24 protein-coding genes are annotated in these 23475 nt (G+C 69.3%); 11 read left to right on the forward strand and 13 right to left on the reverse strand.

Annotated features, from left to right (window positions below; all coding sequences use genetic code 11):
* Positions 1 to 17: 17 nt before the first annotated feature.
* Together AB0H54_RS05760 and AB0H54_RS05765 are read right to left on the reverse strand one after the other, a co-directional pair.
* Positions 18 to 1502, reverse strand: coding sequence for an adenylate/guanylate cyclase domain-containing protein (locus tag AB0H54_RS05760; RefSeq protein WP_357343020.1), 1485 nt, complete (start codon positions 1500 to 1502; stop codon positions 18 to 20).
* 115 nt (positions 1503 to 1617) lie between these two features.
* Positions 1618 to 2286: a hemolysin III family protein gene (locus AB0H54_RS05765; protein WP_357344214.1), complete on the reverse strand. Its 669-nt coding sequence runs from the start codon at positions 2284 to 2286 to the stop codon at positions 1618 to 1620.
* A gap of 245 nt (positions 2287 to 2531) precedes the next feature.
* Here AB0H54_RS05765 and AB0H54_RS05770 point away from each other — a divergent pair, with 245 nt between their 5' ends.
* The 4 genes from AB0H54_RS05770 (at position 2532) to AB0H54_RS05785 (ending at position 6389) form a co-directional block, all read left to right on the forward strand.
* On the forward strand, positions 2532 to 3311 hold the full coding sequence (locus tag AB0H54_RS05770) for an isoprenyl transferase (protein WP_355273109.1): 780 nt from the start codon (positions 2532 to 2534) through the stop codon (positions 3309 to 3311).
* 29 nt (positions 3312 to 3340) lie between these two features.
* On the forward strand, positions 3341 to 3907 hold the full coding sequence (locus tag AB0H54_RS05775; RefSeq protein ID WP_357343022.1) for a hypothetical protein: 567 nt from the start codon (positions 3341 to 3343) through the stop codon (positions 3905 to 3907).
* A gap of 89 nt (positions 3908 to 3996) precedes the next feature.
* Positions 3997 to 5118, forward strand: coding sequence for a hypothetical protein (locus AB0H54_RS05780; protein ID WP_357343024.1), 1122 nt, complete (start codon positions 3997 to 3999; stop codon positions 5116 to 5118).
* Between the two features lie 203 nt (positions 5119 to 5321).
* Positions 5322 to 6389, forward strand: a complete 1068-nt coding sequence (locus tag AB0H54_RS05785; protein ID WP_357343026.1) for a hypothetical protein — start codon at positions 5322 to 5324, stop codon at positions 6387 to 6389.
* Here the strand turns inward: AB0H54_RS05785 and coaA are convergent, their stop codons facing one another.
* Entirely contained in the window at positions 6390 to 7322 is a 933-nt protein-coding gene (coaA, locus tag AB0H54_RS05790) for a type I pantothenate kinase (RefSeq protein ID WP_355273097.1), read from the reverse strand.
* Positions 7323 to 7522: 200 nt separating this feature from the next.
* Here coaA and AB0H54_RS05795 point away from each other — a divergent pair, with 200 nt between their 5' ends.
* Positions 7523 to 8725, forward strand: a complete 1203-nt coding sequence (locus AB0H54_RS05795) for a DUF885 domain-containing protein (protein WP_355273094.1) — start codon at positions 7523 to 7525, stop codon at positions 8723 to 8725.
* A gap of 169 nt (positions 8726 to 8894) precedes the next feature.
* Complete coding sequence (glyA, locus tag AB0H54_RS05800) at positions 8895 to 10190, forward strand: serine hydroxymethyltransferase (RefSeq protein WP_357343028.1); 1296 nt, start codon at positions 8895 to 8897, stop codon at positions 10188 to 10190.
* 64 nt (positions 10191 to 10254) lie between these two features.
* Here the strand turns inward: glyA and AB0H54_RS05805 are convergent, their stop codons facing one another.
* The 6 genes from AB0H54_RS05805 to AB0H54_RS05830 all read right to left on the reverse strand — a co-directional run bounded on the left by AB0H54_RS05805 (position 10255) and on the right by AB0H54_RS05830 (position 15930).
* Positions 10255 to 11220, reverse strand: coding sequence for an RDD family protein (locus tag AB0H54_RS05805; RefSeq protein ID WP_357343030.1), 966 nt, complete (start codon positions 11218 to 11220; stop codon positions 10255 to 10257).
* A 104-nt stretch (positions 11221 to 11324) separates the two neighbouring features.
* The gene (locus AB0H54_RS05810) at positions 11325 to 11969 is read right to left on the reverse strand and encodes a hypothetical protein (protein WP_357343032.1); all 645 of its coding nucleotides are present in this window, start codon (positions 11967 to 11969) and stop codon (positions 11325 to 11327) included.
* The gene (locus tag AB0H54_RS05815) at positions 11966 to 13207 is read right to left on the reverse strand and encodes a hypothetical protein (RefSeq protein WP_357343034.1); all 1242 of its coding nucleotides are present in this window, start codon (positions 13205 to 13207) and stop codon (positions 11966 to 11968) included. Before AB0H54_RS05815 ends, AB0H54_RS05810 begins: the two co-directional genes overlap by 4 nt.
* On the reverse strand, positions 13204 to 13539 hold the full coding sequence (locus tag AB0H54_RS05820; RefSeq protein WP_355276530.1) for a hypothetical protein: 336 nt from the start codon (positions 13537 to 13539) through the stop codon (positions 13204 to 13206). The genes AB0H54_RS05815 and AB0H54_RS05820 overlap by 4 nt, the downstream gene beginning before the upstream one ends.
* Before the next feature lie 171 nt (positions 13540 to 13710).
* The gene (locus tag AB0H54_RS05825; RefSeq protein WP_357343036.1) at positions 13711 to 14694 is read right to left on the reverse strand and encodes an LLM class F420-dependent oxidoreductase; all 984 of its coding nucleotides are present in this window, start codon (positions 14692 to 14694) and stop codon (positions 13711 to 13713) included.
* A gap of 45 nt (positions 14695 to 14739) precedes the next feature.
* A complete protein-coding gene (locus tag AB0H54_RS05830; RefSeq protein ID WP_357343038.1) occupies positions 14740 to 15930 on the reverse strand; it encodes an FAD-dependent monooxygenase in 1191 nt (396 codons plus the stop codon).
* A gap of 114 nt (positions 15931 to 16044) precedes the next feature.
* Between AB0H54_RS05830 and AB0H54_RS05835 the strand changes: the two genes are divergently transcribed.
* Together AB0H54_RS05835 and AB0H54_RS05840 are read left to right on the forward strand one after the other, a co-directional pair.
* Complete coding sequence (locus AB0H54_RS05835; RefSeq protein WP_357343040.1) at positions 16045 to 16770, forward strand: TetR/AcrR family transcriptional regulator; 726 nt, start codon at positions 16045 to 16047, stop codon at positions 16768 to 16770.
* Between the two features lie 45 nt (positions 16771 to 16815).
* Positions 16816 to 17235 carry a limonene-1,2-epoxide hydrolase family protein gene (locus tag AB0H54_RS05840; RefSeq protein ID WP_357343042.1) on the forward strand — a complete coding sequence of 140 codons (420 nt, stop codon included), beginning with the start codon at positions 16816 to 16818 and terminating at the stop codon, positions 17233 to 17235.
* 12 nt (positions 17236 to 17247) lie between these two features.
* On the opposite strand, the gene AB0H54_RS05845 is transcribed toward AB0H54_RS05840, so the two are convergent.
* Complete coding sequence (locus tag AB0H54_RS05845; protein WP_355276521.1) at positions 17248 to 17520, reverse strand: hypothetical protein; 273 nt, start codon at positions 17518 to 17520, stop codon at positions 17248 to 17250.
* 306 nt (positions 17521 to 17826) lie between these two features.
* On the opposite strand from AB0H54_RS05845, the gene AB0H54_RS05850 reads away from it, so the two are divergent.
* From AB0H54_RS05850 to AB0H54_RS05860, 3 genes are all read left to right on the forward strand, one after another.
* Positions 17827 to 19200 carry a PhoH family protein gene (locus AB0H54_RS05850; RefSeq protein ID WP_355276519.1) on the forward strand — a complete coding sequence of 458 codons (1374 nt, stop codon included), beginning with the start codon at positions 17827 to 17829 and terminating at the stop codon, positions 19198 to 19200.
* A 186-nt stretch (positions 19201 to 19386) separates the two neighbouring features.
* Positions 19387 to 20010 carry an esterase gene (locus tag AB0H54_RS05855; protein WP_357343044.1) on the forward strand — a complete coding sequence of 208 codons (624 nt, stop codon included), beginning with the start codon at positions 19387 to 19389 and terminating at the stop codon, positions 20008 to 20010.
* 79 nt (positions 20011 to 20089) lie between these two features.
* The gene (locus AB0H54_RS05860; protein WP_357343046.1) at positions 20090 to 20944 is read left to right on the forward strand and encodes an acyl-ACP desaturase; all 855 of its coding nucleotides are present in this window, start codon (positions 20090 to 20092) and stop codon (positions 20942 to 20944) included.
* 50 nt (positions 20945 to 20994) lie between these two features.
* On the opposite strand, the gene AB0H54_RS05865 is transcribed toward AB0H54_RS05860, so the two are convergent.
* The 3 genes from AB0H54_RS05865 to AB0H54_RS05875 all read right to left on the reverse strand — a co-directional run bounded on the left by AB0H54_RS05865 (position 20995) and on the right by AB0H54_RS05875 (position 23138).
* Entirely contained in the window at positions 20995 to 22398 is a 1404-nt protein-coding gene (locus AB0H54_RS05865) for a class II fumarate hydratase (RefSeq protein ID WP_357343048.1), read from the reverse strand.
* An 81-nt stretch (positions 22399 to 22479) separates the two neighbouring features.
* Complete coding sequence (locus tag AB0H54_RS05870) at positions 22480 to 22884, reverse strand: PIN domain-containing protein (RefSeq protein WP_357343050.1); 405 nt, start codon at positions 22882 to 22884, stop codon at positions 22480 to 22482.
* Positions 22872 to 23138, reverse strand: a complete 267-nt coding sequence (locus AB0H54_RS05875) for a type II toxin-antitoxin system prevent-host-death family antitoxin (protein ID WP_355276509.1) — start codon at positions 23136 to 23138, stop codon at positions 22872 to 22874. Before AB0H54_RS05875 ends, AB0H54_RS05870 begins: the two co-directional genes overlap by 13 nt.
* Positions 23139 to 23475: the final 337 nt, after the last annotated feature.

The following is a 23475-nucleotide window of genomic DNA, read 5'->3' on the forward strand; positions in this document are numbered from 1 at the left end:
GCGTCGCTCCGATCGGCTCACCCGCGTCCCGGTGGGATGTCGGTCCAGGTGCGGGTGCGGCCGGGGATGCCGCGGAGGCGCAGGTCTTTGTAGCGCTTCCAGTGGGCGCGTTCGGTGGCGGTCGCGGCCTGGAGGACGGCGTCGCTGACGAGGACTCGGCGGTCGACCTCCTTGGCCATGGTGGTGAGGCGCGCGGCCTCGTTGACCGCGTCGCCGATGACGGTGAATTCGAGGCGGGTGTCGGCGCCGACGTCACCGGCGAAGACCTGGCCGCGGGCGACGCCGATGCCGACGTCGAGTTCGCCGGTGGCGACCACCTCGTCGCGGATGCGGCGGGCGGCGCGCAGCGCGGGGGTGGCGTTGTCGTCGAGGGCGGAGGGGGCGCCGAAGATACACAGGGCGGCGTCGCCGGCGAACTTGTTGACCAGGCCGCCGTTGTCCTCGGTGGCGGCAACGACGGTGGCCAGCAGCCGGTTGAGCTTGTGCACGAACTGTTCCGGCGCCATCTCGGCCGACAGCTGCACCGATCCGGTGACGTCGACGAACAGCGCCGACACGATCCGCACGTCACCGGTCAGGTCGGTGCTGCCGGACAGCGCGCGTTCGGCGACGGTCGAGCCGACGTGCCTGCCGAACACGTCCTCGGTGTGCTGCTGATCCTGCAGGGTCGAGGCCAGTTCGTTGACGGAGTGTTCCAGCCGCCCGATCTCACTGGCGCTGCCGACCGGCACCCGCACGTCGAGTTCGCCGCGGGTGATCCGGTCCAGCGCCCGGTACATCGTGCGCATCGGGGTGGCGACCGAACGGGCCAGCAGCGCGGTGGCCAGGGCGCCGACGGCGAGGGCGACGAGGGTGAAGATCCAGGCCGCGCGCACCCGGTCCTCGGCCGGGGTGGCCGGATCGTTGAGCACCGTGATGATGATCAGCCCGGGCAGCGCGCTCGACACCGCCCAGGTGACGAGCACGCGCACGAGCACGGTGGCGCTCGGGTGCACGGTGGGTCCGAGCACCGAGGTGATGATCGGGACCGCGGGCCGGATCAGCCGGTCGAGGATCAGATAGGTCGCGCCCGCCGATTCCAGGGCGCCCAGCGTGAAGCCGGCGATCACGACCGCTTTGTTGTCGTAGTCGGTGAACCGGTCGACCAGCCAGACCGTCAGCGCGATGCCAGGGATCCACAGCACGACCGCGCGCACCGTGATCGCGGCGGGCAGCGCGATCAGCCGCCGCGCTTCCTCCGGTGTCGGCTTGCGGCCGTCGTCGAGCCAGCGCAGATAGCGGCGCCGGTCGTAGATGGCCATCGCGATGCCGACGGCCACCGCGAAGACGGGATAGATGGCCAGCAGCCAGGCCGCTTCCCGCCAGTTCGGCCCGACGCGGCTGAAGACGCCGTCCGCCCAGGCGATGAGGAAGATGGCCGCGAGGCCGACGATATTGGCGGTGATGACGACCAGCGCCAGGCCCCAGTAGCTGCGCAGCGCCCAGCGGACCAGCCGGTTCATCGCGCACGCCCGGGTCCGGCGCGCCGAGACGCCCGGCGGTCACGAGCTGCGCTGACGGATGACACGAATATCGAGCATAGAAGGCCCGGTCGCGCCCACGACGCGCACGCGCCGATCAGCCGAGCACGACCAGCCAGATCGCGATGTAGTGGCACAGCGCGGCGACCACGGTCGCGGCGTGGAAGAACTCGTGATGCCCGAAGTGCGTCGGCCACGGGTTCGGCCATTTCGTCGCGTAGAGGATCGCGCCGACGCTGTAGATCACGCCGCCGACCGCGAGCAGCACCAGCGGCCAGACGCCCACGTTGTGCAGCAGTTCGGGCGCCACCGGCACGATCGCCCAGCCGAGCAGCAGATACAGCGGCACCCCCACCCAGCGCGGCGCGGTCGGCCACAACAGCTTCAACGCCACCCCGGCGAGCGCGCCCGCCCACACCACGATCAGCAATGTCCGCCCGGTCGTCCCCGGCAGCCCGAGCAACGCGAACGGCGTGTAGCTGCCCGCGATGAACAGGAAGATCATCGAATGGTCGGCCCGCTTCATCCGCACCCGGGCCCGCGCACTGCGCCAGGTCACCCGGTGATACACCGCGCTGATCCCGAACAGCGCGATCACCGAGACCCCGTAGAGCAGCGTCGACCACCCGGCGGTCGCCGACTCCCGGAACCCGAACACCACGAGCACCGCCACCGCGACCGCGGCGACCCCCACCGCCCAGGTATGAATCCACCCCCGCAGCAGCGGCTTGCCGAGCACCACCGGCTCCGGCACCTCGGCCCGCACAGCCTCCACGAATCCTCCCAAGTCCAAACCTACGGTACCGTAGGTTACCGCCAACGGTACGTCAGCACCCACGTCCACCACCACAAACGTGCCCACCCCCACACCGCCGATCCCGCGAGCACAGGGGTAACTCCCCAGCCACCCCAGAACCCCACCACCTACTCACCGCCGGCCCGGCGCGCAACTCGCGGCTTCCCCACGACCGGCAAAAAACGCGGGGAGGCGGGGGAGCGTAGGGTGCGGGCGTGGAGTTTCTCGCTCGGGTGCGTGGTCTGCCGTACCGCATCTACGAAGCCAGACTGTCCAAGCAGCTGGCCGACAAGCAGCATCCTCGCCATGTCGCCGTGATGTGCGACGGCAATCGCCGCTGGGCGCGCGAGAACGGGTTCACCGATGTCAGCCACGGTCATCGGGTCGGTGCGCTGAAGATCGCCGAGCTGGTCGGCTGGTGTTCCGACGAGGGCATCGAGATGGTGACCGTCTATCTGCTGTCGACGGAGAACCTGCGCCGCGATCCGGACGAGCTGGAGACGCTGTTCGAGGTCATCACCGACGTGGTGGAGGAGCTGTCGGCGCCGGAGCAGAACTGGAGCGTGCGGATCGTCGGCTCGCTGGCGGGCTTCCCGGAGCTGATCGCGAAGCGGCTGCGGGTGGCGGCGGAGCGCACGAGTGGCCGCGACGGTGTACATGTGAATGTGGCGGTGGGGTACGGCGGGCGCCAGGAGATCACCGACGCGGTGCGTTCGCTGGTGCGCCAGGAGATCGCCGCGGGTGAGTCGGGCGAGGATCTGGTGCAGTCGATCACGGTCGACGCGATCGGTCAGCATCTCTACACCTCGGGTCAGCCGGATCCGGATCTGGTCATCAGAACCTCTGGTGAGCAGCGGCTTTCGGGTTTCCTGCTGTGGCAGAGCGCCTATTCGGAGATCTGGTTCACCGAGGCGTACTGGCCGGAGTTCCGGCGGGTCGACTTCTTGCGCGCGCTGCGGGATTACGCCGCGCGGCACCGCCGTTTCGGCGTGTGAGGTGACTCGGCTCGCGTACTCTGCGGGCAGTGGACCCCGAACAGTCTTCCTACATCAGCTATGAGGAATTCGGCAGGCGTTTCCTGGAATACGCCGTCTCCGAGCAGCGGATCGCCGCGGCGTTCGGTGAACTCACCGGCGCGGCTTTCGATTTCGGGCCGATCGGGGTGGGGCCGGGTCGCCTGGCGAAGGTGACGGCGCAGGTCGAGCTGGGGCGGCCGCGCATCCTGCGCTACGTCGACGCCTACATCTCCTTCGAGCTCACCATTCCGCTGCATGTGGACCTGGTGGTCGATCTGGCGGTCGACCGGTCGCGGTTCCGGGTGGACGGCACGGTGCATCTGCATCTGACGGCGCGCACCGCCGACCCGCTGCGGGTGGTCATCGACATCGCGGAGCCACGAGCCAGCGATGTGCGGGTGAACGTGGCGAGCGCGACCAAGCGGGGGGAGTTGCTGCGGGTGCTGGCCAGTGTCGATCACGAGATCCGCCGGTTCGTCGCCCGGTATGTGGCCCAGGAGATCCGGAAGCCGGAGATCGCGGCGGTCCGCAATATCGACGTGGCGACCAGGCTCGACGCGGCCTGGAAGTTGTAGGAGAGTCGCCCCGATCCCGGGCGGGCGCGGGCTACGCTGCTGCGCGAGACCAGGCCCGACGACACATGCAGGGGTGAGCTGTGGGAGTTGTGAGCAAGCCAGGACCGAGTCGGCGCGCGCGGATCGCGGCGCTCGGTGCGGTGTCGAGTGCCGTGCTGCTGGTCGCGGGCTGCGGCGCCGATCAGCCGGCGCCGCCCCGGATCACGCCCGAGGATCAGCCGCAGGCGGCGGGCGCGGTGTTCGCCTATCGCACCGAGGGGGAGCTGGCGGTGGTGCGCGGAGCCGACACCCTGCGCGCGCCGGGCAGCTTCGGGTATTCGTCGGCCGCGGTGAATTTCTCCACGGACGGGAAGTTCGCTTTCGCGGTGGAGTCGGGGTCGAAGACGCTGGTGGCGTTGCGGGTCGCCGACGGCGCGGTGTCGCGGATCGAGTGCGACTGCACCGACGCGGTGGCCCTGCGCGGGTCGGTGCTGGCCTGGTGGCGGGAGCCGGGCCAGATCATGACCATGGATCTGTCGGGCACCGCGCCCGCGGCGCCGGAACAGGATGTGACACTGCCGGATTCGCCGAGCCCGCTCTCCGGTGGCACGTGGGACGGGGCCAGGCTGGTCGCGGCGACCGACGAGTTCCTGCTGCTGGCCAGGGTCGAGTCGCGCGGCCTGTGGTGGGAGAAGAACCATCTGTACGCGATCGGCACCGAGGCGATCCTGCCGCTGGGCCGGGTGCCCGGCATCGACGCCGACCTGTCGGCCGCCGCCGGACCCGACGGCCACACCTTCGTGCTGGCGGGCACGACCGCCCGCAGCGCGTCCTGCGGTACCGGCCACGTGGCGACCATCGACGCCCGCTCCAACGCGGTGCAGGAACTGCCCGAACTGCCGGGCGAGTGCTCGTCGGCCTACCGCCCACGCTGGGGCGGTGACGGCACCATCACCGTCGCCACCAGGAAGTGGGCCGACGTGGCGGGCGCGCCGAGCACCGTCGACCGGTTGCAGTCGGCGGCCCAGGGCTGGGCCCCGGTCGGCGAGCAGCCGGTGGTCGACATGCTGCTGCCGCGCCCGCAGGAGTCGGTGATCCAGGTGGTCGCGGGCGATCCGACGGCCGCGCGCGACACCCCGCGCGGGGTGCTGGTCGTCGAGAAGGGCGGCACGCGAACCGAACTCGCCACCCAGGTCGTCTCGCTGGGCGCGCCGTCCGCCGCGCAGCGGTAGCTGCGTCGGCGTCCGCCCACGCGCGTCCGGCGATTCGCACCGTCCTGGCGGCGAGCGGGTCCGGCAGCGGTGCGCCACCGTGGGCGGGTTCGGCCCATCGAACCGATCCGGTGCCGAGTCCGTATACCCGCGCGCCGGGCACAGTGCCCGGCCGATCGGCGCCGCACGGGCGACGCCGAGGCGGGGGAGCGCCGGAGGTACCGATGCGGATCAGTGGGTTACGGATGGTGGTCGCCGCGGCGGCCGTCGCGATGCTGGGGGCGGGCTGTGCGACCGCCACGCCGCAGGGACCGCAGATCGTGACGACGGCGCCGCAGTCGGCGCCGCTGTTCGCGGTGCGCACGACCACCGGGATGGGGGTGGCCGACGCCTCGGGGATGCGCGGCGACCGGGTCGGCGACTATCGCGATATCGGCTTCAGCCAGGACAATTCGCTGGCCTACACGGTCGACGGCGCGGGCGTGGTGACCGCGATGGAGGTCGCCGAGCTGCTCGTCGCCTCGGGCCGCATCGACTGCCACTGCACCCGGGTGTTCCCGCTGCATGACGCGGTGGTCGGCTGGTGGCGCGACGGCGTGATCATGCAGGCCGATCTGCGCACGCCCGATCCCGCGGTGCTGCGGGCGATTTCGCTGCCCGCACCCCGTGATCCGCTGGGTGATGGGGTAGCCCTCACCGGCACCGAGCTGATCGCCCTCGACCGCGACCGGGCCGTGCTCACCCGCATCGAGACCATCCCCGGCGCGATCTGGGGCATCAACCACCTCTACGTGGTCGATCTGAATTCCGGTGCGGTGCAGCAGTTCGGTCGCATCGCCGACGTGAACATGCCCTTCCGGCAGGCGGCGATCGCTCCCGGCGGACGGTCGGTCGTCGTCGCGGGCTACAGCCGCGACAATGTCGCCTGCGGCACCGCCTCGGCGCACCGGCTCGATCTCGTCACCGGGACAGTCGATTCCGTCGGCCCGCCGTTCCCGTCGTGCAGCTCGATCGCCGACATCCGCGGTGACGGCGCCGATGTCGTGCTGACCCGCCTGGTCTGGGACCGCGACGAACCGCAGCGGCTGGTGTCCTCGACGGTCTGGCGCTACCGCGACGGCTGGACCCAGGCCGGCGCCGACCCGGCCGTGCGCGTCCTCACCGACCCGATCGCCGTCGAACTCCGGCACACCGGCGCGGCTTCCCCGTTCGGCACCATCGACGGTGACCTGGTCGTCGACGGGAAGCCGGTGCTGCGCAACGTGATCGAGGTGCGAGCCACGCACCGCTGATCAGAGCTTGCGCAGCCGCAGCCGGTTGATGGTGTGGTCGGAGTCCTTGCGCAGCACCAGGGTCGCGCGCGGGCGGGTCGGCAGGATGTTCTCCACCAGATTGGGCCGGTTGGTGGAGTTCCAGATGTCGCGCGCGGCCGCGGTGGCCTGCTCGTCGTTCAGCGCGGAGTAATGGTGGAAGTGCGCGTCGGGGTCGGCGAAGCCGGTCTTGCGCAGCGCGAGAAAGCGCTGCACGTACCAGTTCTCGATGTCCTCGATCCTGGCGTCGACGTAGATGGAGAAGTCGAACAGGTCCGAGACCATCAGCCGCGGCCCGGTCTGCAGCACGTTCAGGCCCTCGACGATGAGGATGTCGGGCTGGCGCACGCAGTGCTTCTCGTCGGGCACGATGTCGTAGGAGATGTGCGAGTACACCGGCGCGCACACCTCTTCGGCGCCCGACTTCACCTCGGTGACGAAGCGCAGCAGCTTGCGCCGGTCGTAGCTCTCCGGGAAACCCTTGCGGTGCATGATGCCGCGGCGGGTGAGTTCGGCGGTGGGGTAGAGGAATCCGTCGGTGGTCACCAGGTCGACCCGGGGATGGTGATCCCAGCGGGCCAGCAGCGCCTGCAGCACGCGCGCGGTGGTCGACTTGCCGACCGCGACACTGCCCGCGACGCCGATCACGAACGGCACCTGCTTGTCGGGATGCTTCTCCCCGAGGAAGGTCGCGGTGGCGGCGAACAGCCGCTGGCGGGCCGCGACCTGCAGGTGGATGAGACGGGCGAGCGGCAGGTAGACCTCGGCGACTTCCTCGAGATCGATCTGCTCGCCGAGACCACGGAGGCCGGTCAGTTCCTCCTCGGTCAGGACCAGCGGAGTCGACTTGCGCAGGGTGCGCCACTGCTTCCGGTCGAACTCCACATACGGGCTGGGCTCGCTCATCCGTGCCACCTACCCGACGCTCCGTTCGGGCGCACACGCACAGCTGGGCTGCCCGTCCAGTGAGATCCGGGATAACTCTGACCGCATGTCGCGATTGTGCTCCGTCCCGGCCATCCGCGCGCAACAGGGGGTTTGGCTACCCGTCGGTAACGAGCAACAACGCCGAGGTAGGGCCCGCTTTTCCGAATTACCCCGTAAGGTCGGGCGGCATGGGGTCTCATCCACTCGTCACTGAATACCTGCGGCTCGGACTGGCTTTCGACCGGCTCGAAGAAGGCTTCGTCGACGCCTACACCGGCGACCCGCAGCTGCGTCGCGACAGCGAGAACGCGCCGGTCCCCGACCCGGCGGAGCTGGTGCACCGGGCCGTCGACCTGCGCGCGGGCCTGGCCGACGCCGGGCTCTCGGCGCGGCGCACCGAATTCCTCGACGCCCACCTGGTGGCGATGGAATGCTCGGCGCGCAAGTTCGCCGGGGAGGACATCGGGTTCGTCGACGAGGTCCGCGCCTACTTCGACGTCGACATCGCACCCGGCGACCCCGACGACTACCGCGAGGCGCACCGCCGGATGGACGAGGTGCTGGGCGGGGACGGCCCGCTGGCTGAGCGGGCCGCCGCCTACCGGCGCGGCGACGAGATCCCGCCGGACAAGCTCGCGACCTGCGTCGAGGCCTTCTCCAGCGCGCTGCGCGAGCGGGTCCGCGAGCGCTACCCGCTGCCCGACCACGAGACGGTCACCTACGAGGTGGTCGGCGACAAGCCGTGGTCCGGATTCAACTACTACCTGGGCAATTTCCACTCCAAGGTCGCGATCAACTCCGACCTCAAGCAGCACATGGCGCACTTGCCCGCGCTCATCGCGCACGAGGCCTACCCGGGTCACCACACCGAGCACTGCCGCAAGGAAGCCGGGCTGGTCGCCGCGGGCGAGGACGAGCAGACGCTGTTCCTGGTCAACACCCCGCAGTGCCTGATGGCCGAGGGCCTGGCCGACCTGGCGCTGCAGTCGATCGTCGGGCCGGGCTGGGGGCTGTGGGCGCAGGAGATCTACGCCGATCTCGGGCTGCGGTTCGACGGTGAGCGGGCCGAGCGCTTCTCGACCGCGTCGGCGAAGCTGCTGAGCGTGCGTCAGGACGCGGCGCTGCTGCTGCATGACCAGCATCGCGGCGAAGACGAGGTCGCGGCGTTCCTGCAGCGGTGGAGCCTGGCCACGCCGGAGCGGGCGCGGCAGTCGCTGCGGTTCCTGTCCTCGCCGCTGTGGCGGGCCTACATCAGCACCTACGTGGAGGGCTACCGCCTGCTCGGCGGCTGGCTGGACAACGCCGTCGACGCGCAGGACCGGGTCGAGCGATTCGGCCGTCTGCTCGACGAGCCGCTCACGCCGGGCGCGATCCGGCGGATGCCGGTCTGACTGTGTCCTCGGTCACCGCCGACGGCGCCGTAGCGGCCGCCGGTGCTGTTCGGCGGTGGCCGCCGACCGGGCCGCAGAGCTGTGAGCTGCGTCTCCCGGGTGGCGGCCGCGCCGGTGTTGCGCTATCCCCGTGCTCGGGCGTCCGCGCGCGGCCCATAGACTGAGGGTCGTGACGCAGACGACCGCTTCGGTGAATACCCAGTCTCTCGGTGAGCTCGATCCCGAGTTGGCCGCCGCGATGGCGGGCGAGCTCGCCCGCGAGCGCGACACCCTCGAGATGATCGCCTCGGAGAACTTCGTGCCGCGCGCGGTCCTGCAGGCGCAGGGCTCCGTGCTCACCAACAAGTACGCCGAGGGCTACCCGGGCCGCCGCTACTACGGTGGCTGCGAGGCCGTCGACGTGGTGGAGACCCTGGCGCGCGACCGCGCCAAGGAGCTCTTCGGCGCCGAGTTCGCCAACGTGCAGCCCCACTCCGGCGCCCAGGCCAACGCCGCGGTGCTGATGGCGCTGATGAACCCGGGCGAGACCCTGCTGGGCCTGGACCTGGCGCACGGTGGTCACCTCACCCACGGCATGCGCCTGAACTTCTCCGGCAAGCTCTACGACGTCCACTCCTACGGTGTGTCGAAGGAAGACCACCGCATCGACATGGACGAGGTGCGTGACATCGCCAAGGCCTCGAAGCCGAAGGTGATCGTCGCCGGCTGGTCGGCCTACCCGCGTCACCAGGACTTCGCGAAGTTCCGCGAGATCGCCGACGAGGTCGGCGCCTACCTGTGGGTCGACATGGCGCACTTCGCCGGTCTGGTCGCCGCCGGTCTGCACCCCTCGCCGGTGCCGTATGCCGACGTGGTGTCCTCCACCGTGCACAAGACCCTCGGCGGCCCCCGCTCCGGCCTGATCCTGGCCAAGCAGGAATTCGCCAAGAAGCTGAACTCGGCGGTGTTCCCGGGTCAGCAGGGTGGCCCGCTGATGCACGTCATCGCCGCCAAGGCCGCCGCGTTCAAGATCGCCGCGACCGAGGAGTTCAAGGACCGTCAGGTGCGCACCCTGTCCGGCTCCCGCATCCTCGCCGAGCGCCTGACCGGCGCCGACGTGAAGGACAAGGGCGTCTCCGTGCTCACCGGCGGCACCGACGTGCACCTGGTCCTGGTCGACCTGCGCAACTCCGAGCTCGACGGCCAGCAGGCCGAGGACCTCCTGCACGAGGTCGGCATCACGGTCAACCGCAACGCGGTCCCGTTCGACCCGCGCCCGCCGATGGTCACCTCCGGCCTGCGTATCGGCACCGCCGCCCTGGCCACCCGCGGCTTCGGCGACGCCGAGTTCACCGAGGTCGCCGACATCATCGCCGCCGCCCTGGCGGGCACCTCCGACACCGAGTCGCTGCGCGCCCGTGTCGCCAAGCTGGCCCAGAGCGTCCCGCTCTACCAGGGCCTGGAGGACTGGCGCCTGCTCGGCTGAGCCGATACCTCACCGAAGGCCCTCGCCCGCTGAATCATCCAGCAGGTGAGGGTCTTTCGTCGTCTCAGGCAGACTGCCGGATCACCTGGCGCGCATCGGTGCGTCGCACCGCCGGGAGCAGGTAGCGCTCGGGGCGTTCCGGGACGGAGCTGTCCCCGAGGGCCAACAGCGGCATGATCACCCCGATCAGCCAGGCCGCGAGCAGCCGACGCGCCCGGGGATAGCGGCCCGTGTCGCGGTCGATGACGACCAGCCCGAACACGGCTTTGCCGAGCGTCGTCCTCGTCACGGATTGGAGGACGACCCGGTCGATGAACGACGCGAGCAGAAAGTATCCGGCCATCGTCCACCACTTGATCTGGGGACTGTTCCAATCCTGGTGCGTCACAGCAAGCCGCGTCGCCTCGTCGGTGCAGAACACGACACCGAACCCGATCGCCAGATGCAGGGCGACATCGAGCGGGTAGGCCAGTGCTCGACGGAGCTTTCGTGGTGAGGGGAACGCGGCATCGTCCAATCCGCCGTGCTTGCCGGGAGGTTCGGGGGTTGTCGCCGGAGCGGCGCTGTCCGGCTGCGGAGCCGGAGCAGACGGCTGGTTCTCGACGAACAGCGAGGTGCCGAAGCGCGGCGGCGTGGAGAAGAGCGAACGGTAGGCCAGCTGTGTGCCGGCTCCGCCCGGTTTCGCGATGAGGCCCGCCTTGTTCGGCACTCCGGCGAACCACACCAGCCGGTCGTCGTCGCTGAACGTGCGCGACGTCCACTTCCGCAGCACCAGCGTGCCGGCGATGGTTCCCCGGTCGTCTATCAGATGGACCCATTCCTGAATTCCGGTTCGAAGCGTCTCGATATGCCACACCTGCCACCGATGCCGCGCCGACAACCATCGCCGAATCGCGGTCCGGGTCATGACGATTCCCGTCACGGTGAGCGGCAAGACCGCGAAGAAACACAGCAGAGCCATCCGGTCGGCGTCCTCCGCCGTCCGGCCCGTCTTCGTCTGCGACACATCGACGAAGTGGAGGAACGCCACCGCGCACCCCACACCCAGCCCGAGCACGGCCAGCGCGCGCAGGGTGGTCCACAGGAGCGTCCAGCAGGTCCGTGGTGTGCTCCACGCGCGGGTGTCCGTTCCGTTCACAGCGCGAGCGTGAATTGTGGATGGACAACGGTCTCGAAGGTGATCGAGCCGGCCAGCAGCACCATCATCGCCCCGAAGTCGGACCCGTGCGCCACATCGGCGGTCGACAGCACGGCGACGGCGATCCGGGCGCCGTCGTCGGAGACGACGATCGCCTCGATCTGATGGACGGCGCGGCCCGGCGGCTCCGGTGCCGAATCATCCACGACCGCATAGGTTGTCGTCGATTCGACGAACAGGACGGTGCGCCCGCCGAGTTCGACCGTTTCGATGTGCGCGCCGCGGCCGTCGGTCGCCTTCTCCTCGGCCAGTTCGGCGATGGTCACCCGGGGGTTCTGGGTGCGTCCGCGATCGAGCAGCGAGAGGGTCAGCCACGAGGTCACGGGCGTGCCGTCGGCGGACGCGTGCTGACCGATCGCGCAGTAGCAGGCGTTGTTGGCGCGCAGGGCGGTCAGCAGATCGGCGATGGCCGCGGCCACTTCGGGAAAGTCACCGGCGACCTCGGCGGGCAGGAACTCGACGATGCTCTCGGCCGACTCGACCGCTTCGTGAATCGTGTCCAGCGGCAATTCGTGATAGCCACGCGGCAGGACGACCGACAGCGAGGTCGTCGACCCGTCAGGCGAGGTGTGCGCGGTCAATCTCCAACTCCCTGGGACAGATCGATCGACTTGTACGAGGCACCGGTCATCCGCTGCAGCACTGCCAGCGCGGTGGCCGGGCTCTCCTGCATGAAGTGCTTGCCCTCGGCCCCGGTGAGCTGTAGCAGCGAATGCACACCGGTTGTGGCGCCGGAGGAGGTGAGCTTGTCGGAGATCCCGAACACGTTCTTGTCGGTGAAGACGCGGGCGACCAGACCCGGATCGTTCGCCGCCTCACCCCAGGTCTGGGCCATCATCCCGAACCGGCCGAGATCGTCGGCGCCGCCACCCATGAGGCCCACCTTGCCCGCCTTGAACACCCCGGAGGCGCCGGGGACCACGCTCAGCAGGTCACCGCCGAGAGTCCCGGCGGCACCGAGCTTCTCGGTCCAGCTGCCGTTGACCAGATCGTCGCGCCATTCGGCATCGGTGGTGGTCAGGGCAAGCGCGCCCGCGCCGGCGGCCAGCGAGATGCCCAAGGCGATCGCGCTGATCGGTGGCGGGGTGACCAGGGCCAGGATGCCCGCGATCGCGGAGGTCGTGGACAGCACCTCGTGGATCGCGTCGCGGTTCTCATCGATCCAATCGGTGAAACTCTCCCACCAGCTCTTGTCGGGCTCGCTTGGCGCGAAGTTCGCGGCGGCCTCCAGCTCGCTCGCCGTCGTGGCGGCCTTGGCGTTGTGCGCGATCTCGAGGTCTTTCGCGCGGGCGATGATCGCGTCGATCGCGCCCTGGCAGTTGTCGACCGCGGTCGACGCCGAGGTCACCTTCGCGTTGGCGGCGTTCAGCCGGGACTGGGCATCGGCCAGTTCGGACGCGTCGGAGAACGTCTTGCCCGCCAGGCCGAGGTCGGGATCCGCCTTGGCCTGCTGGAGCGCGGTGACCGCCTGGGCGTGGTTGGCCCTGGCGGTGGCGGCCTCGGTCTCCAGCCCCTTCGCGGTGTCCTGGAAGGCCACGAGATCGGTGTGCCACGCGGCGATCGCGGTGTTGGCCTGCTGCAGTGAGGTTTGGGCGAGACCGAGGTCCTGGGCGAGCGTGGCGTCGAAACTGGCGCGGAAGGCATCGCCCGCCTCGCCCTTCCACACCTCGTCGTTGCTGTTGCGAATGCTGGTGAGCAGCGTGTTGGTCTCGGTGACGGCATCGGCCGCGGTCTTGAGCTTCGTACCGAGGGTGGCGACCTCGCCTGCGTCGCCCGGGGTGGGGTTGAAACCGAGATTCGGGTAGGGATTGTCGGTCACTGCGTGGTCCCCGGAGCGACCGCCTGTGGATCGGTCTGCGCGCCCGCTTGGGCGAGCGCCTGCGCGACCGCCGCATCGAGTTGCTGATAGGCGGTGTGGCACTGCGCGATTCCGTCGGCGGTGACGGTCGTGGACTCACAGATCCGTTCGATGCCGTACTTCCACTTGCTCTGGAAGTTGTCGGCGGCGTCGTTCAGCTTGGCGGTGCCGATGTCGGAATTCCCGTCCTTGGACAGCGCGTTCATGGCGTCGGTGAGCACCTGCTCCGTTCCGCGCAGCAACTGGACGGTTTTGCCAAGGACATCGATGTCGACCTGGAGAATTCCAGTCATCTACCCTCCCCGATTCTCTCGTTCTGTTAGTTGGACGCACGAACTGTCGATTCGGTTCCCCCGGATTCGGAGTGCGACAAACGCGTGTTCCGGTCTGCCAACATAGCCGCCCCGCGGCGCCACTGTCGGCACCGCGGGGCGGGCTCGTGCTTCGGAACGAGAAAGGAGTGGTCAGCTGACCAAGGGCTTGAGCGCCCGTCCCGCCGCCTCGATGACACCCGGCTCGTGACCGTTGGTGATCATGTTGACGATGACGCCGTCGATCCCGTGGTCGAGAACGCGGGTCTGGATCTGCTCGGCGACCTCGTCGGGAGTGCCGACGAACTGGCGGTCGGCGGGGGAGTTGCGGATTTCCTCCGGCGACAGGGCGGACAGGTCGATGCCGGCGCGGGCGAGCATGTCGGACTGGAGTTTACGGGCGCGATCGCCGTCTTCGTCGGCGATGACGAAGGCGAGGAAGCTGGTCTCCAGGGTGGCCGGGTCGCGGTCGGCCTCGGCGCAGCGCTGGTGTAGGGCCGCGATCTTCTGCGGCAGCAGCGAGGCGTTGCTGATGATGTTGAGGTGATCGGCGAAGCGGGCCGCCAGCGCGAAGGTCTTCTTCTCGCCGCCGCCGCCGAGCATGATCGGCAGGTCGTCGCGCACGCGCGGCTCGTTCATGGCGTTCTCGGTGTGGTACCAGGCGCCGTCGAAGGTGGGCCGCTGGCCGTGCAGCATCGGGGCGATGATCCGCAGCGCCTCCTCCAGCCGCTGGAAGCGCTCGGTGAAGGTGCCGAACTCGAAGCCGTACTGCTGGTGCTCGAGCTCGAACCAGCCCGCGCCGATGCCGAGCACGGCCCGCCCGCCGCTGACCACGTCGAGGGTGGTGACGGTCTTGGCGAGCAGCGCCGGATTGCGGTAGGTGTTGCCGGTGACCAAGGCGGACAGCTGGATTCGCTCGGTCGCGGTGGCCAGCCCGCCGAGCGCGGTGTAGGCCTCGAGCATCGGCTCGTCCGGCGCGCCGATACCGGGTAGCTGGTAGAAGTGGTCCATCACGAAGGCGGCGTCGAAACCGGCCGCTTCCGCCGCTCTGGCCTGCGCGATCACCGTGGGGAACAGCTCGCGCACCGAGGACGTGTTGCTGAAGTTGGGCATCTGGTAACCGAGACGAATGCTCATACCGGCGACGATATGACCTGGAGTGCACTCCAAGTCAAGGTCTCGTCAGGCCTCGCTGTAGGCGACGTGCGCCGGGTAGTCGATCAGGTCGATGTCGTTGGCGGCCTTGTCGCCGTACTTCAACATCATCGAGAAGGCGCGTGAACCGAGGAACCGGTTGCGGACCTTGATCCCGAGCGCGGTCTTCGGCGCGAGGAACGGTCCGGCGTTGCTGTTGCCCGCGATCTTGGCGTAGCGCTTCATGATCCGGTCGTAGGCGGCGAACGCGGTGACGTGGTCACCGTCGGCGACGGCCAGTTCACCCGCGAGCACGTACGCGCCGACCACGGCCAGGCCGGTGCCGAACCCACCGAGGGTGTTGCCGTAGGCGGAGTCGCCGACCAGGGCGACGCGTCCGCGCGTGTAGGCGCCCCGCATCCGCACCTGGCTGATCGAGTCGAGGTAGATGTCGTCGAAGCTCGCCAGGTCGGCGAGCATGCGCGGAAGGTGCCAGCCGATGCCCGCGTAGGTCCGCTCGATGATGCGCCGCTGGGCGGCGGTGTCCTCGCGGGAGTAGTCGAGCGGCCCGGACGCGAACATGTACAGCTGCTGGGCCTTGGAACCGCCGTCGATCGCGAGCTTGCCGGGGGAGTTGTGGGCGTAACCCCGCGCTCGCTCGCGCGGACGGCTGGTGTCGCTCCACGGGCTCGCGCCCGCGACGCAGTAGTAGTGCCCGAGGTGCCGCACGAACTCGTCCTCCGGGCCGAACGCCAGTTTCCGCACCCGCGAGTGGATTCCGTCGGCGCCGAGGACGAGATCGAAGGTGCGCGGGGCGCCGTGTTCGAACTCCACCCGCACGCCGGCGGCGGTGTCGGTGAGCGCGGTGATGGTGTCGCCGAAGACGTACTCGCAGTGCCGCTCGGTCCGCCGGTACATGATCTCGGCCAGGTCGCCGCGCAGGATCTCGAGGTCGCCGCCGGTGAAGTCGCCGGACAGGAAGGCCAGCTCGCGCTCGTTCTCGTCGACGAAGACGACATCGGTGGTGCCGGTGCGCCGAGCGCGGACCTCGTCGAGGATGCCCATCCGCTCGAGCACGGTCAGATGCGTGGCGCCCTTGAAGTCGACGGCCTGGCCGCCGGGGCGCGGCGCGGGGGCGCGCTCGACCACGGTGACGGCGCAGCCGTAGCGGTGCAGCCAGTAGGCCAGGGCGGGGCCCGCGATGCTGGCGCCGGAGATGAGAACGGTCAGGTTGCGCATGGTCTGCTCCTCGGCTCGGATTCTGTGTCCGATGGAATCTGTATCCGGTGGACACGAATAAGAGTATGGTAGACACAGTTTTGCGTCAACCGGAATTCTCGAGAGGATGGATCGATGCCGCCGCCGACCACCGTCGAACTGCTGTGGGGTACCGCCCCGCGCCCCAAGCGCGGGCCCAAACCCGCGCTCACCCTGGACGGGATCGTCGCCGAGGCGATCGCGCTGGCCGACGCCGACGGTCTGTCCGCGCTGTCGATGCAGCGGCTGGCCGAACGGCTCGGCTTCACCAAGATGTCGCTGTACCGGTACGTGCCGGGGAAAGAGCAGCTCACCGCGCTGATGCTCGACGCGGCGATGGGCGACCCGCCCGCCACCGGCGGCGCGCCCGCGCACTGGCGCGCCGGCCTGCGCGCCTGGGTGGAGGCCATCTTCGAGCGCTACCGGGCCCATCCGTGGGTCATCGAGCTCACCCTCGGCATCCGGCCCATCGGCCCCAACGAGATGAGCTGGACCGAGGCCGCGCTCACCGCCCTCGACGGCACCGGCCTGACCGGCCCCGAACGGCTCGACACCATCGTGCTGCTCAACGGGCACGCGCGCAGCCTGGCCCAGCAGGTCGAATCGGTCGGCGGCGGCGATTCGGCGATCCAGTTCACCGAGCAGTTCACCGCGATGATGGACGCCGCCGGCGGCCGGTTCCCCGCGGTCAGCGCGGCCTTCGCCGAGGAATCCGCGGCGGCCGCCGCGCCGTCGGCCGCCCCCGGCGCCGCCTTCGACTACGGCATCGAACGCATCCTGGACGGGCTCGCGGTGCTGATCGCGCGACGCGCGGATCGGTAGCGCCGAGGTCTGGCCTGCGCCCGGCGAACGCCCTAGGCTCGCCTCATGACCGACCAACCGGAGCTGCCGGAGGACGCCGTCACCGTCGTGCGCGAGTTCTTCGCCGCGCTCGAACTCGGCTCCGTCGACGAGGCGCTCGACCTACTCGACCCGGCGATCGTCTGGAAGAACACCGGACTGCCGACCGTCCGCGGCAAGGATCGGGTCGCCACGCTGTTGCGCGGGCTGGACCGGCCGCAGCTGGGGTTCGGGGCGGACATGCACCACATCGCGGGCACCGGTGACATCGTGCTCACCGACCGCACCGATTATCTGCGCGCCGGACCGGTCCGGATCGGGTTCTGGGTGAGCGGCACCTTCGAACTGCGCGAGGGCCGGATCGTGCTGTGGGACGACCACTTCAGCATGGGCAATGTGCTGCGCGGCACGGTCGTCGGAGCGGCGCGGGCGGTGCTGCGCCGCTGAGCCCGGCCCGGACTACCGGTGCTTGCTCAGGTAGTCCAGGTAGGTGGGCCGCAGGACATCGGCCAGTTTGCCGTCGCCCGCGTGGATGTAGTCGTCGATCATCGGCAGCACGTACTTGATGTCGGCCTCGCTCTCGCCGAGCTCGCCCGCTTCGGCCTGGGCCGCCGGGATCGACTTGAGCAGGTTCCACAGGAACTTCACGTCGCCGCGCCGCACGGCCGTCTTCACCGCGCGATCGTGCAGTTCCTTCGACGACAGTTTCTCCAGATCCTGGTCTTCGGCCATGCCTCGACTCTAGCGCTCGGCGACTCACCTGGCGCGGATCCGCTGCGTCGGCGCCGGTTAACGACAAATTCACGGACACGTGCGGCTGTCCGGCAGCGCGGCCGGGAGATGGACGGTAGCGTCGGTGATGCGGGTCGCGTCGGTGTGACTCGTACGGGAGGTCCTGACCGTGACTGAGCAACTCAGTGCGAGAGGGCCGGCACCCGGCCCTCGTGGCGGTTGACCAGCGCGTCACCGCCTACCAGGACGGACCGGTCCAGCGAGATCGTTCGCGCGGGTGCCGTGCGAACACATAAGGAGCCCACCGTGACTGCTGCACGCTCCGTTTCCGCCCCCGCGATGCACACGGCCTCGGCCTCGAAGAAGGGGGTCCGCCCCTCGCGTTCCGGTCGCAAGACTTTCATCGTCGACACCTCGGTCCTGCTCTCGGATCCGTGGGCCGTCACCAGGTTCGGCGAACACAAGGTGGTTCTACCGCTGGTCGTGATCAGTGAACTGGAGGCCAAGCGACACCACCACGAACTCGGCTGGTTCGCCAGGGAAGCCCTGCGGATGCTCGACGACCTGCGGGTCAACCACGGCAGGCTCGACCAGGCGCTGCCGATCGGCACCGAGGGCGGCACACTGCAGGTGGAGCTCAACCACACCGATCCGTCGGTGTTGCCCGCCGGATTCCGTTCGGAGACCAACGATTCCCGCATCCTGGCCTGCGCGCTGAACTTCTCGGCCGAGGGCGAGGACGTGGTGCTGGTGTCCAAGGACATCCCGCTGCGGGTCAAGGCGAGCGCGGTCGGCCTGTCCGCCGACGAGTACCACGCCCAGGACGTGGTCACCTCCGGCTGGAGCGGCATGGTCGAACTCGATGTCGCGGGCACCCAGATCGACCAGCTCTACGCCGATTCGGTGATCGACCTGGACGAGGCGCGGGAACTGCCCTGCCACACCGGGATCCGGCTGCTGGGCAGCAGCTCCAGCGCGCTGGGCCGGGTCACCGCCGACAAGCGGGTCCAGCTGGTCCGCGAGCGGGAGGCGTTCGGCCTGCACGGCCGCTCCGCCGAACAGCGGATCGCGCTCGATCTGCTGCTCGACGAGAGCATCGGCATCGTGTCGATGGGTGGCCGGGCCGGCACCGGAAAGTCGGCGCTCGCGCTGACCGCCGGGCTGGAGGCCGTGCTGGAGCGGCGGACCCAGCGCAAGGTGGTCGTGTTCCGGCCGCTGTACGCGGTGGGCGGCCAGGAACTGGGGTACCTGCCCGGTTCGGAGAGCGAGAAGATGGGCCCGTGGGCGCAGGCCGTCTTCGACACGCTCGACGGGCTGGCCAGCCGCGAGGTGATGGAGGAGGTGCTCAGCCGCGACATGCTCGAAGTGCTGCCGCTGACCCACATCCGTGGGCGCTCGCTGCACGATTCCTTCGTGATCGTCGACGAGGCGCAGTCGCTCGAGCGCAATGTGCTGCTGACGGTGCTGAGCCGGCTGGGCACCGGCTCCCGCGTGGTGCTCACCCACGATGTCGCCCAGCGCGACAATCTGCGGGTCGGCAGGCACGACGGCGTGGCCGCGGTGATCGAGAAGCTCAAGGGGCACCCGCTTTTCGCGCACATCACGCTCACCCGTTCCGAGCGCTCGCCGATCGCGGCGCTGGTGACCGAGATGCTCGAGGAGTACGGGCCGAACGCCTGATCGCTCGGCAATCAGGCCGCGTCGCGGTCTGAATCCGTTTGATTACGGCGAACTGTGGGTATTATCCGCCACGACACCAATCCAGCAACGGCTCGGCGAACACTGTTCCGCCGGGCCGTTGCGGATGTCGGCCAGGCTCCATTCCGGGGGCGTGCCCCCGGGGGGGCCACTCGCGAGAGGATGGATATGAACCACTTCGCTCGACGTACTGCCGCAGGCGGCGCCGCGGTTCTCGCCGCTGCCGGACTGTTGCTCGCCGCGGGTTGCAGCGACGAGGACAAGGACAAGGCCAACGACACCGTCGGCACCGTGACCTCGGTCATGGGCGGCGCCGGGTCGACCACCACCATGGACCACGGCGGGATGACGACCACTCCCGGCGAAGGCGCGGCGACCACCACCCCCGGCGAAGGCGGGATGACCACCACCGCGACCGCGGCGGGCGGCTCGACCACCATCTCCACCCCGAACGGCGACATCACCGTCTCCGGCGAGGTCTACAAGAAGTACGTCGCGGTCGGCGGCGCGAGCAGCCCGCTCGGCGCCCCCGAAGAGCCCCAGGAGAACGGCCCCAACGGCGGCCAGTACCAGGACTTCACCGGCGGCACCATCTACTGGAGCAGCGACTCCGGCGCCCACATCGTCTGGGGTGACATCCGCGAGACCTGGGAGGAACAGGGCGGCGCCAACGGCCAGCTCGGCTACCCGACCAGCGACGAGACCAACACCGCCAACGGTGGCAAGCAGAGCGAGTTCACCGGCGGCACCATCGTCTGGGTCAACGGCGAGACCACGGTGACCACGAAGTAGCTCGCGCCCTCGGTCCGGCGTGGGGACCCGATCGCCCCGTAGGTCCCCGCGCCGACGGCCGAACCACTATGTTGTCGGGGTGCAGAAAACTTTGACCGACCGTGAGCTGCTGGATTCGCTCGCGGATGTGGTGGAAACCAACCTGGCGCGGCACACCGAGGTGGCCGAGGGCTGGCAGCCGCACGAGTTCGTGCCGTGGGCCGACGGGCGCAACTTCGCCTTCCTCGGCGGCACCGACTGGACCCCCGAGCAGTCCGAGCTGAGCGCGACCGCCGAGCTCGCGCTGACGGTGAGCGTCCTGGTCGCCGACAATCTGCCCTCCTACCACCGGGAGCTCGGCAAGCATCTGCGCACCGGTCCGTGGTGGCGCTGGGTCGGCCGGTGGACGGCCGAGGAGAACCGCCACGAGATCCTGATCCGCAACTACCTGATGGTGACGCGCGCGGTGGATCCGGTCGCGCTCGAGCGGGCCCGCATGGCGCACATGACCGAGGGCTTCAACCGTCCGCCGCTGCACCTGATCGACGTGCTGGCCACCTGCGCCTTCGAAGAGCTCGCCGCCGCGATCCGGCACCGCAACACCGCCGCGCTCGGCGAGAACCCGGTCGTCACCGCCATCGCCGAGAAGCTGGCCGCCGACGACGAACTGCAGGCCGACTTCTTCGCCGTCCTCGTCGCCGCCGCCCTCGACCTGGTCCCCGACCAGGCCGTGCGCGCCATCGCCGACCAGGTCGCCGCCTTCCGCGTCCCGCACGTCGACCTGCCCGGTGGCGGTTCCAGCGACGAGGCCCTGGCCGCGGCGGGCATCTACGACCCCGCCAAGGAAGGCGAGCTGGTGTTCAAGCCGCTGCTGCAGCGCTGGAACATCTTCACCCGCACCGACTTCAGCGAAGAAGGCGAGAAGGCCCGCGCCGAACTGGCGCACCTGGCCTGATCTTTCGCGCGAACGGCCGTCACCTCGTGAGGTGACGGCCGTTCGCCGTTTCAGTCGCGGTCGACGTTGGCCATCGCCAGCACGTCGAGTTTGCTGTCGAGCTCCTCGACCGAGAGCTTGTCCGGGGTCAGGCCCCGGTCGATGACCGTCTGGCGGATCGTCTTCTTCTCGCGCAGTGCCTGTTTGGCGACCGCGGCCGCCTCCTCGTAGCCGATGGCCGAGTTGAGCGGGGTGACGATCGACGGCGACGACTCGGCCAGCGTGCGCAGATGCTCCTCGTTGGCGACCAGGCCGACGACGCACTTGTCGGCGAACAACCGAGAGACGTTGGCCAGCAGCCGAATCGACTCGAGCAGGTTGCGCGCCATCACCGGGATGTAGACATTGAGCTCGAACGCGCCGCTCGCGCCGCCGAACGCGATGGCCGCGTCGTTGCCGACGACCTGCACCGCGACCTGCGTGACCGCTTCGGGCAGAACCGGATTCACCTTGCCCGGCATGATCGAGCTGCCCGGCTGCAGGTCCGGCAGCTGCAGCTCGCCGAGACCGGTCAGCGGGCCCGACCCCATCCAGCGGATGTCGTTGGCGATCTTGGTCAGGCTGACCGCGATGGTGCGCAGCGCGCCGGACGCCTCGACCAGCCCGTCGCGCGCGGCCTGGGCCTCGAAGTGGTCCTTCGCCTCGCGCAGCGCGTCGATTCCGGTGCTGCGCACCAGTTCCGCCACCACCTTCGTGCCGAAACCGGCGGGCGCGTTGAGCCCGGTGCCGACCGCGGTGCCGCCGATCGGCAGCTCGCCCAGCCGCGGCAGCGTGGCCAGCGCCCGCTCGATGCCCGCCTCGATCTGGCGGGTGTAGCCGCCGAACTCCTGCCCCAGCGTCACCGGCACCGCGTCCATCAGATGCGTGCGGCCCGACTTCACCACCGTGCGCCACTGCTCCGACTTGTCGAGCAGCGCGAGCCGCAGATGGTCCAGCGCCGGAACCAGATCGGTGATGACGGCCTCGGTGGCGGCCAGATGCGTGGCGGTGGGGAAGGTGTCGTTGGACGACTGCGACATGTTCACGTCGTCGTTGGGGTGCACGCTCACCCCGTTGCGCGCCGCGATCGAGGCGATCACCTCGTTGGCGTTCATATTGGAACTGGTGCCCGACCCGGTCTGGAACACATCGATCGGGAACTGATCATCGTGGCGCCCCTCGGCGATCTCGTTCGCCGCCGCGATGATCGCGTCCGCCTTCCCCGGATCCAGCAACCCCAGATCCTTGTTGACCTGCGCGCAAGCGGCCTTCAACAGCCCAAGCGCCCGGATCTGCGCCCGCTCCAACCCCCGCCCACTGATCGGAAAGTTCTCCACGGCCCGCTGCGTCTGCGCCCGCCACAGCGCGTCGACCGGAACCCGAACCTCCCCCATCGTGTCGTGCTCGATGCGGTACTGCACGTCGTCATCAGCCATGACTCGACCCTAGGACGATCCCACCCCGAATGGGGTCCCCACACCCCCGCAAAATCCCACACTCCGGCGGGGAATACGCCATCACCCGACCAGGCGGACGTCCACCCCGGGAAGTGCGCCGAAATCGGCGCGCTTGTCGGTAGTGACGACGGTCCGCCCGGTCGCCCGCGCGGTCGCCGCGATGATCAGATAGTGCGCACCTCGGGGCGACCCCGTACCCCGGACGTAAGTCAGTAGCTCAGCATGATGCTCGGCGACCGAGTCGTCGTAAGGGATGCTCGGCACGATGGCCCGGAACTCGGTGAGGAAGGCTCGCGCGCTCGCTTGCTTCGCCGGGTTCGTCTGACCAGCCAGCCCGGTGAGGTATTCCGCGATGACGACAGCCGCGACGGCGACGTTGTCGTCATCGGCGATGACATCGGGGAGGGCGACAGTGCCACGATCGATGGCGATCAGAATGCCGGTATCGAGGATCAGTCTTCCCATGGATCACTGTCCGCGTCGGCGCTCGCGTATCGGTCGATCGACTCGACCGCAGCTTCGAACTCCGCATCCAAACCGATGTGGCCGGCCCACTGCTTTGCCAGCTTGTTCAGGCTCTTACCGTTCGCCCGCGGTGCCGGAACGAGGCGCGCCACACACACGCCTTTGCGGGTGATGACGAACTCTTCCCCCGCCTCGGCCTCATCGAGGACCCGCGCGAACGCCCGCGCGGCCTCGGTCGCACTGATCTCCTTCATGTGGTCATGGTATCAGAATCAGATAATCAGATGTGACTCGCTGTGGTGCCAGGTGCAAGGCGATGGATCGCAGCTGGACGATCTTTGACGCAATGATCGCGTCACTACATCATTGAGGGCATCTTGCCGACCTGACCAGGACGTCGCCGGTGAGCGGATCCTGTCTGCGCTCCATGACGTGGCGATGGCCGGGTGAGTTCGCAGGTCCAGTGAGATCAGAAGGCGCTGTAGAGGCTGTCGGACGATATAGGCGCGCTATTACATGCCGAGGAGGGGTTTCCACGGAACTGATTCGACTATGGCGACATCGGGTAGACGGCGATCTTGTCAAGGCGCA

Origin of the sequence: Nocardia sp. NPDC050718, from assembly GCF_040654235.1 — a bacterium.
Classification (GTDB): domain Bacteria; phylum Actinomycetota; class Actinomycetes; order Mycobacteriales; family Mycobacteriaceae; genus Nocardia.

Coding starts and splice junctions, on each gene's coding strand:
- AB0H54_RS05760 (WP_357343020.1), bottom strand. CDS start 1,502: ATGAACCGGCTGGTCCGCTGGGCGCTGCGCAGCTACTGGGGCCTGGCG.
- AB0H54_RS05785 (WP_357343026.1), top strand. CDS start 5,322: ATGCGGATCAGTGGGTTACGGATGGTGGTCGCCGCGGCGGCCGTCGCG.
- AB0H54_RS05795 (WP_355273094.1), top strand. CDS start 7,523: ATGGGGTCTCATCCACTCGTCACTGAATACCTGCGGCTCGGACTGGCT.
- AB0H54_RS05820 (WP_355276530.1), bottom strand. CDS start 13,539: ATGACTGGAATTCTCCAGGTCGACATCGATGTCCTTGGCAAAACCGTC.
- AB0H54_RS05825 (WP_357343036.1), bottom strand. CDS start 14,694: ATGAGCATTCGTCTCGGTTACCAGATGCCCAACTTCAGCAACACGTCC.
- AB0H54_RS05830 (WP_357343038.1), bottom strand. CDS start 15,930: ATGCGCAACCTGACCGTTCTCATCTCCGGCGCCAGCATCGCGGGCCCC.
- AB0H54_RS05835 (WP_357343040.1), top strand. CDS start 16,045: ATGCCGCCGCCGACCACCGTCGAACTGCTGTGGGGTACCGCCCCGCGC.
- AB0H54_RS05840 (WP_357343042.1), top strand. CDS start 16,816: ATGACCGACCAACCGGAGCTGCCGGAGGACGCCGTCACCGTCGTGCGC.
- AB0H54_RS05845 (WP_355276521.1), bottom strand. CDS start 17,520: ATGGCCGAAGACCAGGATCTGGAGAAACTGTCGTCGAAGGAACTGCAC.
- AB0H54_RS05855 (WP_357343044.1), top strand. CDS start 19,387: ATGAACCACTTCGCTCGACGTACTGCCGCAGGCGGCGCCGCGGTTCTC.
- AB0H54_RS05865 (WP_357343048.1), bottom strand. CDS start 22,398: ATGGCTGATGACGACGTGCAGTACCGCATCGAGCACGACACGATGGGG.
- AB0H54_RS05870 (WP_357343050.1), bottom strand. CDS start 22,884: ATGGGAAGACTGATCCTCGATACCGGCATTCTGATCGCCATCGATCGT.
- AB0H54_RS05875 (WP_355276509.1), bottom strand. CDS start 23,138: ATGAAGGAGATCAGTGCGACCGAGGCCGCGCGGGCGTTCGCGCGGGTC.